Below are 14,243 nucleotides of genomic sequence, written 5' to 3'. Positions count from 1 at the left end.
GTCACACCGGTTCGCGTGAGCTGAACCGGTGTGACATTGGTCGGGGGTGGGGGTGGGAAATGCAGGTCAGACGCGTTCGATGATGGTGACGTTGGCGGTGCCGCCGCCTTCGCAGATCACCTGCAGGCCGTAGCGACCCTCGATCCGATCGAGTTCGTTGACGAGCGTTGCCATGAGCTTGGTTCCCGTCGCACCGAGCGGATGGCCGAGCGCGATCGCACCACCGTTGACGTTGACCTTCGCCGGGTCGGCGCCGAGTTCCTTGATCCACGCGAGGACGACGGGGGCGAAGGCCTCGTTGATCTCGATCAGATCGATGTCGTCGATCGTCAGGCCGGTCTTCTCGAGGGCGTGCTTGGTGGCCGGGATGGGCGCACTGAGCATGAAGATGGGATCGTCGCCGCGTGCACTGACGTGGTGAATACGCGCCCGCGGAGTCAGTCCGAACTTCTCCACGGCCTCGCCGGACGCGAGGAGCAGGGCACTCGCACCATCGGAGATCTGGCTCGCGACGGCGGCAGTGAGGCGTCCGCCTTCCACCAGCACATCGAGGGACGCCATCTTCTCGAGGCTCGTCTCGCGCGGCCCCTCGTCGGTGGTGATCTCACCGAACGGCACGATCTCCCGCTCGAAACGACCGGCAGCGATTGCCGCCTTCGCCCGCTCGTGACTCTGCAGAGCCCACTTCTCGAGGTCCTCGCGGCTGAGGTCCCACTTGTCCGCGATCAGTTCGGCACCGCGGAATTGCGACACCTCCTGGTCGCCGTACCGCTCTTCCCAGCCCTTCGACCCGCTCGTCGGGGTATCGAACCCGTATTCCTTGCCGACGATCATCGCCGCGGAGATGGGAATGCGGGTCATGTTCTGCACCCCGCCCGCCACGATCAGGTCGGCGGTGCCGCTCAGGATGGCCTGAGCACCGAAGTGGATCGCCTGCTGGCTGCTGCCGCACTGACGATCGACCGTCACACCGGGAACAGCTTCCGGGTAGCCGGCGGCGAGCCATGCCGTCCGTGCGATGTTGCCGGCCTGACCGCCGATCGCGTCGACGCAACCGAAGATGACGTCGTCGACCTCGGACGGGTCGACACCCGTGCGCTCGACGATCGCCTTGATCACGTGCGCACCCAAATCTGCGGGGTGAGCCTCGGACAGGCCACCCTTCTTCTTTCCGATCGGCGTGCGAATCGCATCGACGATGTATGCCTCGGTCATGACTTCTCCAGCTTCCGTGTGGTGGGGTTCCGTGCCGCCGGTTCGGTGAGCCCGTCCAGCACTATGGCGAGATATTGCTTTGCGACAGTGTCCGCGGTGAGCGAGCCGCCGGGGCGATACCAACGAACGGCAACCCAGACGGTGTCGCGCATGAATCTGTAGGTAAGTTCGACGTCGATATCCGGCCGGAAGCTGCCGTCCTTCACACCGGCTTCCAGAACGCCGATCCAGAGGCCCCGGAATTCGGTGTTGAGTTCCGACAGGTAGGCGAACCGCTCGTTGGCGAACAGGTGCTTCGCCTCGTCCTGGTAGATCGCGACCGCGGAATGCGAGGCGTCGATCGACTCGTACGATGTGGTCACCAGGGCTTCGAGGGTGGTCCTGCTGTCGAGACCGGCGGCAACGATTTCCCGGTAGCGTCCGAAAAGCTCGTCGAGAAAGCTGCGGAGGATCTCGTCGACCATCGATTCCTTGGAATCGAAGTGGTGGTAGAGGCTGCCCGAGAGAATTCCGGCAGCATCGGCGATGTCGCGGACGGTGGTGGCGCGCAGCCCCCGCTCCGCGAACAGCCCGGCGGCGAGCTGGAGAAGCTCGGCCCTGCGACCGGATTTCGCGGAAGCTTCGTCGGTTCCCTTGGGTGGGTTCATGAGAAAATCCTATCAACCAAGCGCTTGTTTGGCCCCGTCGCTGTGAGCCGCCTATGCGCGCTGCGAGGAGATCGAGACGACTTCACCCGTCAGGTAGGTGGTGTAGTCACTGGCGAGCATGGCGATGGTGGCCGCTATCTCCCACACCTCGGCGGCACGGCCGAACGCCTCCCCCGCCGCCAGCTGATCCAGCAGTTCCTCGCTGGTGACCTTCGCCAGGAACGCGTGCCGAGCAATGGACGGGGCGACCGCATTGATACGAACCCCGTACTCCGCTGCCTCGATCGCGCTGCATCGAGTGAGTGCCATGACTCCGGCCTTCGCCGCCGCGTAGTGCGCTTGCGAATGCTGCGCGCGCCAGCCGAGGACGGAGGCATTGTTGACGAGCACCCCGTTGTGGTCGACCGACTTGAAGTAGCGCAGCGCTGCCCGCGTCGCGCGGAACGTGCTCGTGAGCGTGATGTCGAGAACGCGGTCCCACTGGTCGTCCGTCATGTCGACGACGGGAGTCTCGCCGCCGAGCCCCGCGTTGTTGACGAGTACGTCGATGCGGCCCAGCTTCTCTACCGCGCCCTCGATCAGCGCATCGACCTGCTGCGTGCTCGACACGTCGCACACGATCGACTCGACCTGCCGGCCACCGAACTCGTCCTGCAGCTTGGTGACGGTCTCACCGAGGCGTCGTTCGTGGAAGTCGGACACCAGCACGTCTGCGCCTTCGAGCAGCGCGCGCCGGGCGGACGCGAATCCGATACCGGTGCCGGCCGCCGCGGTGACGACGACCTTCTTTCCTTTGAGCAGGTCGTGCCCGGGCGTCTCCGTCGGGACGGCTGCGAGGGGCGAAGGAGTGGAAGTGGTCACGGTCGTGCCTCTCGGGGTAGTCCGAGCACCCGCTCGGAGATGATGTTGCGCTGAATCTCGTTGGATCCGCCGTAGATCGTGTCGGCGCGGGTGAAGAGAAACAGCCGCTGCCATTCGTCGAGTTCGAGATGTTCGGGATCGGTGACGTCGGACGGAGCGCCCACCGCGTTCGTCTCGGGCGCGAGAAGCGATGCCGCGCCGGCGACCTCCATCGCGAGTTCACCGAGGTCGCGATGCCAGTTGGCCCACAACAGCTTTGCTACGGACGCTTCTCCCCCGCCGGCGTCCGCGTCCACGGCATCGAGGGTGCGGACCGCATGAGCGCGAATCACGCGGAGGCCTATCCACGCCCGCGCGATCTTTTCGCGCACGACCGGATCCTGATCGGCGCCGTTCGACTTGGCGATGTCCACGACCCCCTGGAGTTCGCGGGCGAATCCGATCTGCTGGCCGAGTGTGGACACCCCCCGCTCGAACGTGAGCAGGCCCATCGCGATCTTCCAGCCCTCACCCGGTTCGCCGACCACGAGATCGGCGTCGGTGACGGCGTCGTCGAAGAACACCTCGTTGAACTCCGACGTGCCGGTGAGTTGCTGAATCGGCCGTACGGTCACGCCGGGCTGGTCCAGCGGAACGAGCAGGAAGCTCAGGCCTTTGTGCCGCTTCGATCCCGGCTCGGTGCGGCACACGACGAAGCACCAGTCGGCGACGTGCGCGAGAGAGGTCCACACCTTCTGACCGTTGAGGACCCACTTGTCGCCGTCGCGTCGAGCCGTCGTCGACACGTTCGCGAGGTCACTGCCTGCGCCGGGCTCGGAATAGCCCTGTGACCACAGTTCGGTGACGGTGTTGATCCCGGGGAGGAAGCGCTGCTTCTGCTCCTCCGTTCCGAACGCGATGAGCGTCGGGCCGAGCAGTTCTTCGCCGACGTGACTGACACGCGCAGGCGCCCCCGCCTTGGCGTATTCCTCGTGGAATACGACCTGCTGCGCGATGCTCGCGCCCTTGCCGCCGTACTCCTTCGGCCAGCCGAGGCACGTCCACCCGGCCGCAGCCAGGTGACGATCCCAGGCAAGACGTTCCTCGAAGAATTCGTGTTCGCTGCCCGGGCCGCCCTTGCCTCGCAACTTGGCGAAATCACCGGTCAGATTCTCCGCCAGCCAGGTCCGGACATCGTTCGCGAACTGCTCGGCCGCAGTTGCTTCGCTTTGGCTCTCGCTCTGGTCCACGTTTGTAAGATAACGTACCAAGCAATTGCTAGGTAGGTTAGGAGCGTAGTGACCGACTATCCGAGAACCACACCGTCCGCCCTCATGGCGGCCGCCGATCGATTCGGCGAGCTCACGGCCGTTTCCGACAACGACATCAAGCTCACGTTCGCACAACTGAACGAGCGTGTCCGGGCTTTCGCAGCAGCACTCGTCGCGCGCGGATTCGAGCCGAAGCAACGGGTCGCCATCTGGGCTCCGAACACCCCGCACTGGATAGTGGCCGCCCTCGGCATCCACTACGCAGGTGGCGTCGTCGTGCCGATCAACACCCGATACACGGGCACCGAGGCGGCGGAGATCGTCGGACGGGTCGACGCCGCAGCCCTCGTGATCGTCGGCGAATTCCTCGGAGCGAACCGGCTCGACCTGATCCGCGACGCCGACCCGACACTCGACGTCGCCACGGTGATCCGAATTCCGCTGGGCGGTGACGACGCACCGGACGATTCGGTGATCGACTTCGAGGCCTTCCTCGCGCTGTCGACCCCTGAACTACTCGCCGAGGCGGACCGGCGTGCGCAGGCAGTCACTTCCGACGACGTCGCCGACATCCTGTTCACGTCGGGCACGACCGGAAAGAGCAAAGGCGTCCTCAGCGCACACCGCCAGACCATGGGCGCCGCCTTCGCATGGGCCGAGTGCGCCGAGGTCGTCGCGGACGACAACTACCTGATCATCAACCCGTTCTTCCACAGCTTCGGCTACAAAGCGGGCATTCTGGTGTGCCTGCTGACCGGCGCGACGATCGTGCCGATGGCCGTCTTCGACGTCCCGAAGGTGATGACGAAGATTCACGACGAGCAGATCAGCGTGCTTCCCGGCGCACCCACCATCTACCAGTCGATCCTGGATCACCCGGACCGCAGCGACTACAACCTGAGCAGCCTCCGGGTCGCCGTGACGGGAGCCGCTCCGGTCCCCGTCGCTCTCGTGGAACGCATGCAGAAGGAACTCGAATTCGAGGCTGTCCTCACCGCCTACGGGCAGACGGAAGCAGTCGTGGCGACCATGTGCCGCAGCGGTGACGATCCCGAGACGATTTCGACCAGCTCGGGACGCGCTGTCCCGGGGATGGAAGTGCGCCTCGGCGAACAGGACGAACTGCTGCTCCGCGGCCCCGACGTCATGCTCGGCTACCTGGACGATCCCGAGGCCACCGCCAAGACGATCGACTCCGACGGCTGGCTGCACACCGGTGACGTAGCCACGATCGACGAGCGTGGCTACGTCGACATCACGGACCGGCTGAAGGACATGTACATCTCGGGCGGGTTCAACGTGTATCCGGCCGAGGTCGAGCAGACCCTCGCCCGCATCACCGGTCTTGCCGAGTCGGCGGTCATCGGCGTTCCGGACGAGCGCATGGGTGAGGTCGGGCGCGCTGTCGTGGTCGCGCTCCCCGGAGCCGAGGTCACAGAGGCCGACATCCTGGAGTTCTGCCACGGCCGTCTGGCGAAGTTCAAGATCCCGAAGGACGTCCGATTCGTGGACTCGTTGCCACGCAACCCTTCCGGCAAGGTTCTCAAAAATGTTCTGCGTGAGGAGATGTCATGACCGTCCCAGACGAAGGCGAAGTCGTCACCTACGAGGTACGTGACGGAGTGGCGGTGGTGACACTCAACCGCCCCGACTACCGCAACGCCCAGAACTCCGTGATGACCTACGCGCTGGACGCCGCGTTCGAACGTGCGGTGGAAGACGACGACGTGAAGGTGATCGTGCTCGCCGGCAACGGCAAACACTTCAGCGCCGGGCACGACATCGGCACGCCGGGCCGCGATCATCACGTGCATTACGACAACAAAGCCGTCATGTGGTGGGACCACGTCGACAAGGTCGGCGGGGACCAGCGTTTCGCACGCGAGATGGAGGTGTACCTCGGGATGTGCCGCCGCTGGCGGGAGATCCCGAAGCCGACCATCGCCATGGTGCAGGGAGCATGCATCGCAGGGGGACTCATGCTCGCCTGGGTGTGCGACATGATCGTGGCTTCCGAGGACGCGTTCTTCTCGGACCCCGTCGTACGCATGGGAATTCCGGGTGTCGAATACTTCGCTCATCCGTGGATGGTCGGTCCACGATTCGCGAAGGAAATGCTGTTCACCGGGGATCGCTTCACCTCGCAGCGGGCCTACGAGGTGGGCATGGTCAACAAGGTCGTCCCGCGTGACGACCTCGAGAAGGAGACCTTCGCGATCGCCGAGCGCATCTCGGCGATGCCGCGTCTCGGACTGGCGCTCACCAAGAAGGCCGTGAACCAGAGCGAAGACCAGATGGGTATGCGAAACGGAATGGACTCCGTGTTCGGCCTGCACCACTTCGCGCACGCGCACAACGCCGAGGTCGGCGCCGATTCACTGGGCGGACAGAACGCCAAGTCGATGGCCGCGGGCGCCAAGACCCCCGAAGGAGGGGCCAAGTAATGGACCTCGAATTCGACGAAGCCACCGAGGCGTTTCGCACGGAGGTCGCGGGCTTCCTTGCGAAGAACGTGCCTGCCCAGCCGCTGCCGTCGATGGACACGGCAGAGGGATTCGAAGCCCACCGCGAGTGGGAACGCACCCTCGCAGACGCTCGCCTGTCCGTCGTCTCGTGGCCGAAGGAACTCGGTGGCCGCGATGCGAGCCTGCTCGAATGGGTGATCTTCGAGGAGGAGTACTACCGCTCCGGCGCCCCGGGCCGGGTCAGCCAGAACGGAATCTTCCTGCTGGCCCCCACTCTCTTCGAACACGCGAATCAGCAGCAGCTCGATCGCATCATGCCTCGTATGGCGCGTGCCGACGACATCTGGGCGCAGGCCTGGTCGGAGCCGGAATCGGGCAGTGACCTCGCGAGCCTGCGCTCGTCGGCGAAGCGGGTCGACGGCGGCTGGGTTCTGAACGGGCAGAAGACGTGGAGCTCGCGCGCGAGTTTCGCAGACTGGGGATTCGGCCTGTTCCGTACCGACCCGGAAGCGCAGCGCCACAAGGGCATCACCTACTTCATGTTCGATCTGAAGTCCGAAGGCATCACGATCCGGCCGATCGATCAGCTCGACGGCGAGCCCGGGTTCGCGGAGATCTTCCTCGAGAACGTCTTCGTACCCGACGATCCGGCAGACCCCGGAAACTCCGGGGTGATCGGCGCTGTCGACCAGGGCTGGCGCGTCGCCATGAGCACCGCCTCGAACGAACGTGGGCTCTCGCTGCGCAGTCCAGGGCGCTTCCTCGCCGCCGTCGACCGTCTCGTCGGGCTGTACGAGACGAGCGGGCGTACCGACGACACGGCGCTCGGCGACCGGGTGGCCGACGCCTGGATCGGCGCCCGTGCGTACCAGCTCAATACGTTCGGCACCGTGACACGGTTGGCCGACGGCGGCCAACTCGGTGCCGAATCGTCCATCAACAAGGTTTTCTGGTCCGAGTGGGACATCGCCACCCACGAAACCGCGCTGGAGTTGCAGGGACCGGAAGCCGAACTGGCAGACGCGTGGACGGACGGCTACCTGTTCTCACTGTCGGGTCCGATCTACGCCGGTACCAACGAGATCCAGAAGAACGTCATCGCCGAGCGGCTGCTCGGCCTACCGAAGGCGGACCGATGAGATTCGCGCTCGATTCCTCCCATCAGGACTTCGCGTCGAGTATCGACGCCCTGTTGTCGAAGGCGGACATGCCCGCCGTGATCCGTTCGTGGAACGCCGGGGACGCCGGACCGGGCCTCGAGGTGTGGAAGCGCCTCGCGGAGACCGGCGTCAACGGTCTGCTCGTCGACGAGGAGCACGACGGGCTGGGTGCCGACGCGGTGGACCTCGTCGTCGCGATCGAGCAGTTGGGACGTCATGCCGTCCCGGGACCGGTCGTGGAGACGACAGCGGTCGCACCGACGCTTCTCGCGGCCGTGGCACCGGATCGACTGTCCGCGCTCGCTTCCGGTGCGCTGGCCACGGTGGCAGCGGCTCCCCACACGCCCTACGCGGTGGACGCGGACGCAGCGAGTCTCGCCCTTCTGGTCGACGCCGGATCCGTGTCGATCGGCCGGCCCGGCGAGTCGAAGGCCTCCGTGGACGCAGCCCGCAGGCTGTTCCCACTCACTGCAGGTGAGGTACTCGGCCGGAGCGACTTCACCGCGGCATTCGACCTCGGAGCGCTCGCTACGGCTGCACAGTTGCAGGGCCTTGGTCAGACGCTCCTGGAGACGACCACGGAGTACGCGAAGCAACGTAAGCAGTTCGGTCGCGTCATCGGTTCGTTGCAGGCGATCAAGCACCACCTCGCCGGCGCCGCCGTGGCACTCGAGATGTCGAGGCCACTCCTGCACGGTGCGGCCCTCGCCGTGCGAGACGGTTCGCCGGACGCCGCTCGTGACGTCTCGGCAGCCAAGGTTGCCTGCGGTGACGCGGCATACCTGGCCGCCCGCGTCGGGCTTCAGGTGCACGGCGCCATCGGCTACACGCAGGAACACGATCTGTCGCTGTGGCTGACGAAGGTTCGCGCGTTGGTCACCGCGTGGGGCACGCCGGCCATGCACCGTCGGCGCGTGACTGCAGCCATGGTCGGTGCCGAATGAGCGTCGACACCGAAGACCAGGCGGCATTGCGCGCATCGGTACGAGATCTGCTGAACAAGCATTCCGACCCGGCCTCGGTGCGCAAGGCGATCGACTCCGCGAGCGGCTACGACGAGCAACTGTGGACGAGGCTGTGCGGACAGATCGGTGTTGCGGCACTGGCGATCCCCGAGGAGTACGACGGGGTAGGCGCGGGATACGGCGAAGTCCACGTCGTCCAGGAAGAGCTGGGACGTTCACTCACTCCGTCGCCCATGCTCGGATCCGCGATTCTGGGCGCACAGGCCGTCCTACTGTCCGGCGACACCGACGCCTGCACGCGGGTGCTTCCGGCCGTCGCTGCCGGTGAATCCACGCTGGCCCTGTGCTGGGCGAACGAGAGTGGCTGGGGTGACTACGGTGTCCGCTCGAATGGCACCGCCCTCGACGGGACAGCGTCGTACGTGCTCGGTGGGGACATCGCGGACACCCTTCTCGTCTTGACGACGGACGGGCTGTTCGAGGTCGATGCCTCTGCCGAAGGCGTTTCGCGGCGGAGGGTTCCGACGATGGATCCCACGCGCACGCTGTCCACGGTCACGTTCGACGGTGCGCAGGCACGCAGCCTCGGGGGGCCGGCCGAACTCGGAGCCGACCTGCGAACTCTTGCACTGATCGCGTTGTCGGCCGAGCAGGTCGGCGCGGCGGCAGCCGCAGTGGAGCAGACCGTCGAGTACACGAAATCGCGTAAGCAGTTCGGTAGGGCTATCGGGTCCTTCCAAGCGCTCAAACACCGCATGGCAGACATGTATGCGCTCGTCGAGACCGCTCGATCGATGTCGTACGCAGCGGCGCGTTCGGGTTCGGCACAGGATGCGGCGATCGCCAAGGTGTACTGCTCGGAAGCACTGCAGAACGTGACGGCCGAGGCCGTTCAGTTGCACGGCGGCATCGCGATCACCTGGGAGCACGACGTACAGCTGTACTTCAAGCGAGCGCACGGCAGCGCACAGCTCTTCGGCCAGCCCCGCGAGTACCTCCCGGAACTGGCGACCGCTGCCGGATTGTGAACTTGCGCGAGTTGTAAGTTCGAAACATGGCAACGCAGCGCCCCGACAAGCACGTCCCGGATTCACTGGCTTTCGAGTCCCTCTCTGTACACGGAGGCAATCGGGTGGATCCGGGAACGGGGGCGATTCGTTCCCCTTTGGTGCTCGCCAACTCGTACGAGCTGCCCGAAGATCCGGCGAACATCAGCTGGTCGCGCACCGATCCGCCGTTGTACACCCGGAACTCGGGTAGCAACCAGCTGCTGTTGCAGGAAAAGCTCGCGGCTCTCGAACGCGGTGAGGACGCCGTGGTGCTGGCATCCGGGGTGGCTGCGCTACATGCGGTGTTCTTCACCCACCTGCGTAGCGGCGACCACGTGATCGTCTCGGACATCACCTACGAGGCGACGTGGCGCCTGTTCACCGAACTGCTGCCGGAGCGCTACGACATTCGCGCCACGTTCGTGGACAGCACCGATCATGATGCCGTCCGCGCCGCAATTCGGCCGAACACCAAACTCGTGCACGCCGAAGCGATCGCCAACCCGACGACACGGGTCACCGACATCGCCGCCCTCGCCGACATCGCTCACGAAGCGGGGGCGATCCTGTCGGTCGATTCCACGTTCACCCCGCCGCCGCTGTATCGCCCACTCGCGGACGGCGCGGACCTCGTCGTGCATTCGTTGACCAAGTTCGTGAACGGCCATGGGGATGCAATGGGCGGGGCGGTCGTAGGTTCTGCAGATCTCGTCGGTCCCATCAAGGCCGACGCGATGGTCGATGTGGGTGGCGTGATTTCGCCGTTCAACGCATGGCTGATCACCCGTGGTTCGGTGACCCTGCCGCTTCGGTTGCGCCAGCACCTGACGTCTGCGCAGCGTATTGCCGAATTCCTGGAAGCCGATCCGCGGGTCGCCTACGTCGCGTATCCGGGCCTCCCCTCGCATCCCGAACACGAGCTGGCCACGAAGCAGTTCGGTGGCCGAGGGTTCGGATCGGTGATGGCCTTCGCGGTGGACGGCGACCCCGATACTCAGAATCGTTTCGTCGCGAACCTTGCCCTGATCACGTCAGCTGTCTCCGTCGGACACGACGAAACCCTCATCGTCCACGTCGGAACGAGTGGGCCCCGAGTGGCGGCCTACCCGGAGCCGTTCCGAACCTACGGGCACCTGAGATTGTCTGTGGGGCTCGAGGACGCCGACGATCTGATCGCGGACCTGTCGCATGCCTTGGACGCCACCTTCGATCGGTGACACGCCCGATCCTCGATTCCGAATTCTCGTCGCCTGATACCTGCCCGACTCGTCCTATCAGTCCGTTTCACGATCCATCGTTACAACTTCGTTTCCATTGCTACCCAATCCGCTTGGAACCTTCTGCCCCCGTGCTACGTTCGTTCAAACTTAACGAGACGGGGCGGGACTCGGCGCAGTTCACGTCGGCTCACGGGCCACGACCCCGACTGCGATCGGAAGGCTTCAGCTCATGGCACGCACCTTGCTTCACCGATTCGCCGCGAAGCGAACTGCAGTCGCGCTGTCGGGATTCGCACTGCTGGCGGGCAGTATCACGGCTTGTACGTCCACCGACACGGGCGACGACAGCAATCACCTGCAGTCCTTGCGGGACAAGGGAACGGTCACCGTCGGCTTTGCGGGCGAGGCTCCGTACAGCTTCGAGGAGAACGGCCAACTGACCGGCGCTACCGTCGCCCTGCATCGTGAGATCTTCGGCAAGCTCGGCATCGAGAGCGTGGAAGGCGTCAACGCGGACTTCGGCGCACTGATTCCGGGTCTGCAGGCAAACCGCTTCGACGTCGTGAGTGCCGGCATGTCGATCCTCCCTCAGCGTTGTGAGCAGGCAGCATTCGGCGACCCCGAGTTCAACTACACGACCGCGCTGATGGTGCCGCCCGGCAACCCGAGGAACGTCACGGACATGCAGACCGCGAAGGACAGCGGAGTTCGGCTGGCAACCATGACCGGTGCAATCGAATCCGACTACGCCGATTCGCTCGGGATCGAGGCGATCCAGGTCGCCAGCGCTCAGGACGGAATGGACGCGGTCACCTCGGGCCGCGCCGACGCCTTCGCCCTCACCGCGATCTCCTTGAACTGGATGAAGAACAACAACCCGGATGCGCCGGTGGAGGTCACCCCGTCGTTCGTCGCGAACATCGACGGGAAGCCACAGGTCGGCGCCGGTGCCACCGTATTCCGCACGGACGACAAGGAACTCCTCGACGCGTACAACGAGGAGCTCGCCAAGATCACGTCCGATCCCGAAAAGTACCTGTCCATCGTCGGGCCCTTCGGGTTCACGGAGGCAGAGCTTCCCGACCCGAACCTGACGACAGCAGCACTGTGCGAAGGCACCGCATAAGAACTGTGCGAGGGCACCGCATAATTACGCCCGTGCACCATCGTTCGACACCGAACAGGCTCAAACACTGTGAACAGTAATGTCGATGCACTGATCGACGCGCTCCCCCGCTTGTGGGACGGCATGGTCGTGACGATCATCCTGACCTTGGGCGGAGCCGCCCTGGCAATGGTCCTGGCGGTCGTACTCGGCCTCGGGTCCACCAACCGGCACGCGTACGTCCGCGTGCCGGCCAGGGTGGTCGTCGAGTTCTTCCGCGGTACTTCGCTTCTGGTCCAGCTGTTCTGGCTGTTCTACGTGCTGCCGTTGTTCGGCTACCAGCTCGACCCCACCTTTTGCGGAATCCTCGCCCTCGGCCTCAATTACGGTGCCTACGGCGCGGAGGTCGTGCGCGGGGCGATCGCGGCGGTCCCGCGACCGCAATCGGAAGCTGCCATCGCATTGAACTTCACGCCGTGGCAACGGATGCGCCGCGTGGTGTTCCCGCAAGCGTGGGCGCAGATGATTCCGCCGCTCACCAACCTGCTGATTCAGCTGATGAAGGGCAGCGCCCTTGCGAGCTTCATTCTGCTGCAGGACCTCACCTACCAGATCGAGCAGCTGCGTCGCGGCACCGGTGACACGATCTTCTCGTTCGGTGTCGGGCTGATTCTCTACTTCGTCTTCGCGTACATCCTGACCCTGATCATGAACCTGCTCGAAGTGAGAGCGAAGAGCCGACTCGGCGTCGGGCCTTCGATGAAGGATGTGCTGCGGGTGCGACCGGAGAAGGTCGACGAGAGCGTGGGGGTCGGTCGATGAACGTTCAGTGGAGTTGGGAACGCGCGGCCGATTCCATCCCGATCCTCTTGGACGGGTTCAAGATCACGCTGCTCGCCACCGTGCTCGGTTTCGTACTCGCCGCGGTCATCGGACTCGCGATTGCAATTGCGCGCAGGTCCGGCCCGAAGTTCGTCACGATGCCGCTTCGTGCGGTCACCGAGTTCATCCGTCTGACACCACTCGTGGTGCAACTGCTGTTCGTGTACTACCTGCTGCCCCAGTTCAGTCCACTGCAGATCGGCATCGCGGTACTGGGTATTCACTACTCGACGTATATGGCGGAGGTCTATCGAGCGGGTATCGACGCCGTTCCACCGGGGCAGTGGGAAGCGGCGCGCGCGTTGTCGCTTCCGCAGACCAGGACGTGGCGAGCGATCATCTTGCCGCAGGCCATCCGCAGCACCCTTCCTGCCCTCGGCAATTACGCGATCTCGATGTTCAAGGACACGCCGTTCCTGTTCGCGATCACCGTCGTCGAGATGGTGACCGCCGCGCAGCAGGAAGGCGCGCGCACCTTCCAGTACCTCGAGCCGATCACCATCGCCGGCGTGATCTTCCTGCTCGCCAGTTACCCCACGTCCATCCTCATCCGGAAACTGGAGAAGTCTCTTGTCTACTGACGCGGCCAACTCGTCCGACGCGACCAACACGGGGTCCCGCCCCGCCGGGTCCGGAGACGCGATGATCCTCTTCGAGAAGGTCGTCAAGCAGTTCGGTGACCACGTGGTTCTCGATCATCTGGATTTCCGGGTGCGACAGGGCGAGCGCGTGGCGCTCATCGGTCCGAGTGGGTCGGGCAAGACCACCATCCTGCGACTGCTCATGACCCTGGAGACGGCCAACGACGGCGTGATCTGGGTCGAGGGTGAGCCGCTCTCCCACGAACCGAAGAACGGCAAGCTCGTCGCGCCGTCCGAGAAGTACCTACGCGGGGTTCGTAAGAAGATCGGCATGGTTTTCCAGCAGTTCAACCTGTTCCCCAACATGACCGTGATCGAGAACATCACCGAGGCGCCCATCCACGTCCTCGGTCGTAGCAAGCAGGAAGCGCAGGCCAGGGCCCGCGAACTCCTCCAGACCGTCGGATTGGCGGACAAGGAGGACGCACATCCCACGACTCTCTCGGGAGGTCAGCAACAGCGTGTCGCCATTGCTCGCGCACTGGCGATGGATCCGGACATCCTGCTGCTCGACGAGGTCACCTCGGCCCTCGACCCCGAACTCGTCGCCGACGTTCTCGACGTCCTGCGCAATATCGCGAAGACCACGGACATCACCATGTTGATCGTCACGCACGAGATGGGTTTCGCTCGCGACGTGGCCGATCGGGTCCTGGTGTTCGACCAGGGCAAGATCGTCGAAGAAGGTTCGCCCACCGACATCTTCACGAATCCCACACAGGAGCGCACTCGCACGTTTCTCAAGGCCGTGCTCTCGAACTGAGTGGCCGCCGAACCAAGCAG

The 14,243-nt window shown here is 64.8% G+C and carries 14 protein-coding genes; 10 read left to right on the top strand and 4 right to left on the bottom strand.

Annotated features, from left to right (window positions below):
• Nucleotides 1-66: 66 nt before the first annotated feature.
• Genes ACZI8R_RS11535 through ACZI8R_RS11520 form a run of 4 tightly spaced genes read right to left on the bottom strand, consistent with a single transcriptional unit; the run spans nt 67 to nt 3,952 of the window.
• Complete coding sequence (locus ACZI8R_RS11535; RefSeq protein ID WP_463379755.1) at nt 67-1,215, bottom strand: acetyl-CoA C-acetyltransferase; 1,149 nt, start codon at nt 1,213-1,215, stop codon at nt 67-69.
• Entirely contained in the window at nt 1,212-1,862 is a 651-nt protein-coding gene (locus ACZI8R_RS11530; protein WP_463379754.1) for a TetR/AcrR family transcriptional regulator, read from the bottom strand. Before ACZI8R_RS11530 ends, ACZI8R_RS11535 begins: the two co-directional genes overlap by 4 nt.
• A 51-nt stretch (nt 1,863-1,913) precedes the next feature.
• Nucleotides 1,914-2,723 carry an SDR family oxidoreductase gene (locus ACZI8R_RS11525; protein ID WP_463379753.1) on the bottom strand — a complete coding sequence of 270 codons (810 nt, stop codon included), beginning with the start codon at nt 2,721-2,723 and terminating at the stop codon, nt 1,914-1,916.
• Complete coding sequence (locus ACZI8R_RS11520) at nt 2,720-3,952, bottom strand: acyl-CoA dehydrogenase family protein (protein WP_463379752.1); 1,233 nt, start codon at nt 3,950-3,952, stop codon at nt 2,720-2,722. Before ACZI8R_RS11520 ends, ACZI8R_RS11525 begins: the two co-directional genes overlap by 4 nt.
• Nucleotides 3,953-4,000: 48 nt before the next feature.
• On the opposite strand from ACZI8R_RS11520, the gene ACZI8R_RS11515 reads away from it, so the two are divergent.
• From ACZI8R_RS11515 to ehuA, 10 genes are all read left to right on the top strand, one after another.
• Nucleotides 4,001-5,548 (top strand): FadD3 family acyl-CoA ligase, encoded by a 1,548-nt coding sequence (locus ACZI8R_RS11515; RefSeq protein ID WP_463379751.1) that lies wholly within the window; start codon nt 4,001-4,003, stop codon nt 5,546-5,548.
• Nucleotides 5,545-6,417, top strand: coding sequence for an enoyl-CoA hydratase (locus ACZI8R_RS11510; RefSeq protein ID WP_463379750.1), 873 nt, complete (start codon nt 5,545-5,547; stop codon nt 6,415-6,417). Before ACZI8R_RS11515 ends, ACZI8R_RS11510 begins: the two co-directional genes overlap by 4 nt.
• Entirely contained in the window at nt 6,417-7,577 is a 1,161-nt protein-coding gene (locus tag ACZI8R_RS11505; RefSeq protein WP_463379749.1) for an acyl-CoA dehydrogenase family protein, read from the top strand. The genes ACZI8R_RS11510 and ACZI8R_RS11505 overlap by 1 nt, the downstream gene beginning before the upstream one ends.
• Complete coding sequence (locus ACZI8R_RS11500) at nt 7,574-8,542, top strand: acyl-CoA dehydrogenase family protein (RefSeq protein ID WP_463379748.1); 969 nt, start codon at nt 7,574-7,576, stop codon at nt 8,540-8,542. The genes ACZI8R_RS11505 and ACZI8R_RS11500 overlap by 4 nt, the downstream gene beginning before the upstream one ends.
• Nucleotides 8,539-9,591: an acyl-CoA dehydrogenase family protein gene (locus ACZI8R_RS11495; protein WP_463379747.1), complete on the top strand. Its 1,053-nt coding sequence runs from the start codon at nt 8,539-8,541 to the stop codon at nt 9,589-9,591. Before ACZI8R_RS11500 ends, ACZI8R_RS11495 begins: the two co-directional genes overlap by 4 nt.
• 26 nt (nt 9,592-9,617) lie before the next feature.
• A complete protein-coding gene (locus ACZI8R_RS11490; protein WP_463379746.1) occupies nt 9,618-10,829 on the top strand; it encodes a trans-sulfuration enzyme family protein in 1,212 nt (403 codons plus the stop codon).
• 232 nt (nt 10,830-11,061) lie between these two features.
• Nucleotides 11,062-11,958, top strand: coding sequence for an ectoine/hydroxyectoine ABC transporter substrate-binding protein EhuB (gene ehuB, locus ACZI8R_RS11485; RefSeq protein ID WP_463379745.1), 897 nt, complete (start codon nt 11,062-11,064; stop codon nt 11,956-11,958).
• Between the two features lie 69 nt (nt 11,959-12,027).
• Nucleotides 12,028-12,759: an ectoine/hydroxyectoine ABC transporter permease subunit EhuC gene (gene ehuC, locus ACZI8R_RS11480; RefSeq protein ID WP_463379744.1), complete on the top strand. Its 732-nt coding sequence runs from the start codon at nt 12,028-12,030 to the stop codon at nt 12,757-12,759.
• Complete coding sequence (ehuD, locus tag ACZI8R_RS11475; protein ID WP_463379743.1) at nt 12,756-13,400, top strand: ectoine/hydroxyectoine ABC transporter permease subunit EhuD; 645 nt, start codon at nt 12,756-12,758, stop codon at nt 13,398-13,400. The genes ehuC and ehuD overlap by 4 nt, the downstream gene beginning before the upstream one ends.
• A 61-nt stretch (nt 13,401-13,461) precedes the next feature.
• Complete coding sequence (ehuA, locus tag ACZI8R_RS11470; protein ID WP_463379968.1) at nt 13,462-14,223, top strand: ectoine/hydroxyectoine ABC transporter ATP-binding protein EhuA; 762 nt, start codon at nt 13,462-13,464, stop codon at nt 14,221-14,223.
• Nucleotides 14,224-14,243 lie beyond the last annotated feature (20 nt).

Source organism: Rhodococcus huquni (assembly GCF_055231055.1).
This window is presented reverse-complemented; position numbering and strand designations above follow the sequence as displayed.

Excerpts from the sequence above, each read along its gene's own strand:
- ACZI8R_RS11535 (WP_463379755.1), bottom strand. The coding sequence starts at position 1,215 with ATGACCGAGGCATACATCGTCGATGCGATTCGCACGCCGATCGGAAAG.
- ACZI8R_RS11530 (WP_463379754.1), bottom strand. The coding sequence starts at position 1,862 with ATGAACCCACCCAAGGGAACCGACGAAGCTTCCGCGAAATCCGGTCGC.
- ACZI8R_RS11510 (WP_463379750.1), top strand. The coding sequence starts at position 5,545 with ATGACCGTCCCAGACGAAGGCGAAGTCGTCACCTACGAGGTACGTGAC.
- ACZI8R_RS11505 (WP_463379749.1), top strand. The coding sequence starts at position 6,417 with ATGGACCTCGAATTCGACGAAGCCACCGAGGCGTTTCGCACGGAGGTC.
- ACZI8R_RS11500 (WP_463379748.1), top strand. The coding sequence starts at position 7,574 with ATGAGATTCGCGCTCGATTCCTCCCATCAGGACTTCGCGTCGAGTATC.
- ACZI8R_RS11495 (WP_463379747.1), top strand. The coding sequence starts at position 8,539 with ATGAGCGTCGACACCGAAGACCAGGCGGCATTGCGCGCATCGGTACGA.
- ACZI8R_RS11490 (WP_463379746.1), top strand. The coding sequence starts at position 9,618 with ATGGCAACGCAGCGCCCCGACAAGCACGTCCCGGATTCACTGGCTTTC.
- ehuB (WP_463379745.1), top strand. The coding sequence starts at position 11,062 with ATGGCACGCACCTTGCTTCACCGATTCGCCGCGAAGCGAACTGCAGTC.
- ehuD (WP_463379743.1), top strand. The coding sequence starts at position 12,756 with ATGAACGTTCAGTGGAGTTGGGAACGCGCGGCCGATTCCATCCCGATC.
- ehuA (WP_463379968.1), top strand. The coding sequence starts at position 13,462 with ATGATCCTCTTCGAGAAGGTCGTCAAGCAGTTCGGTGACCACGTGGTT.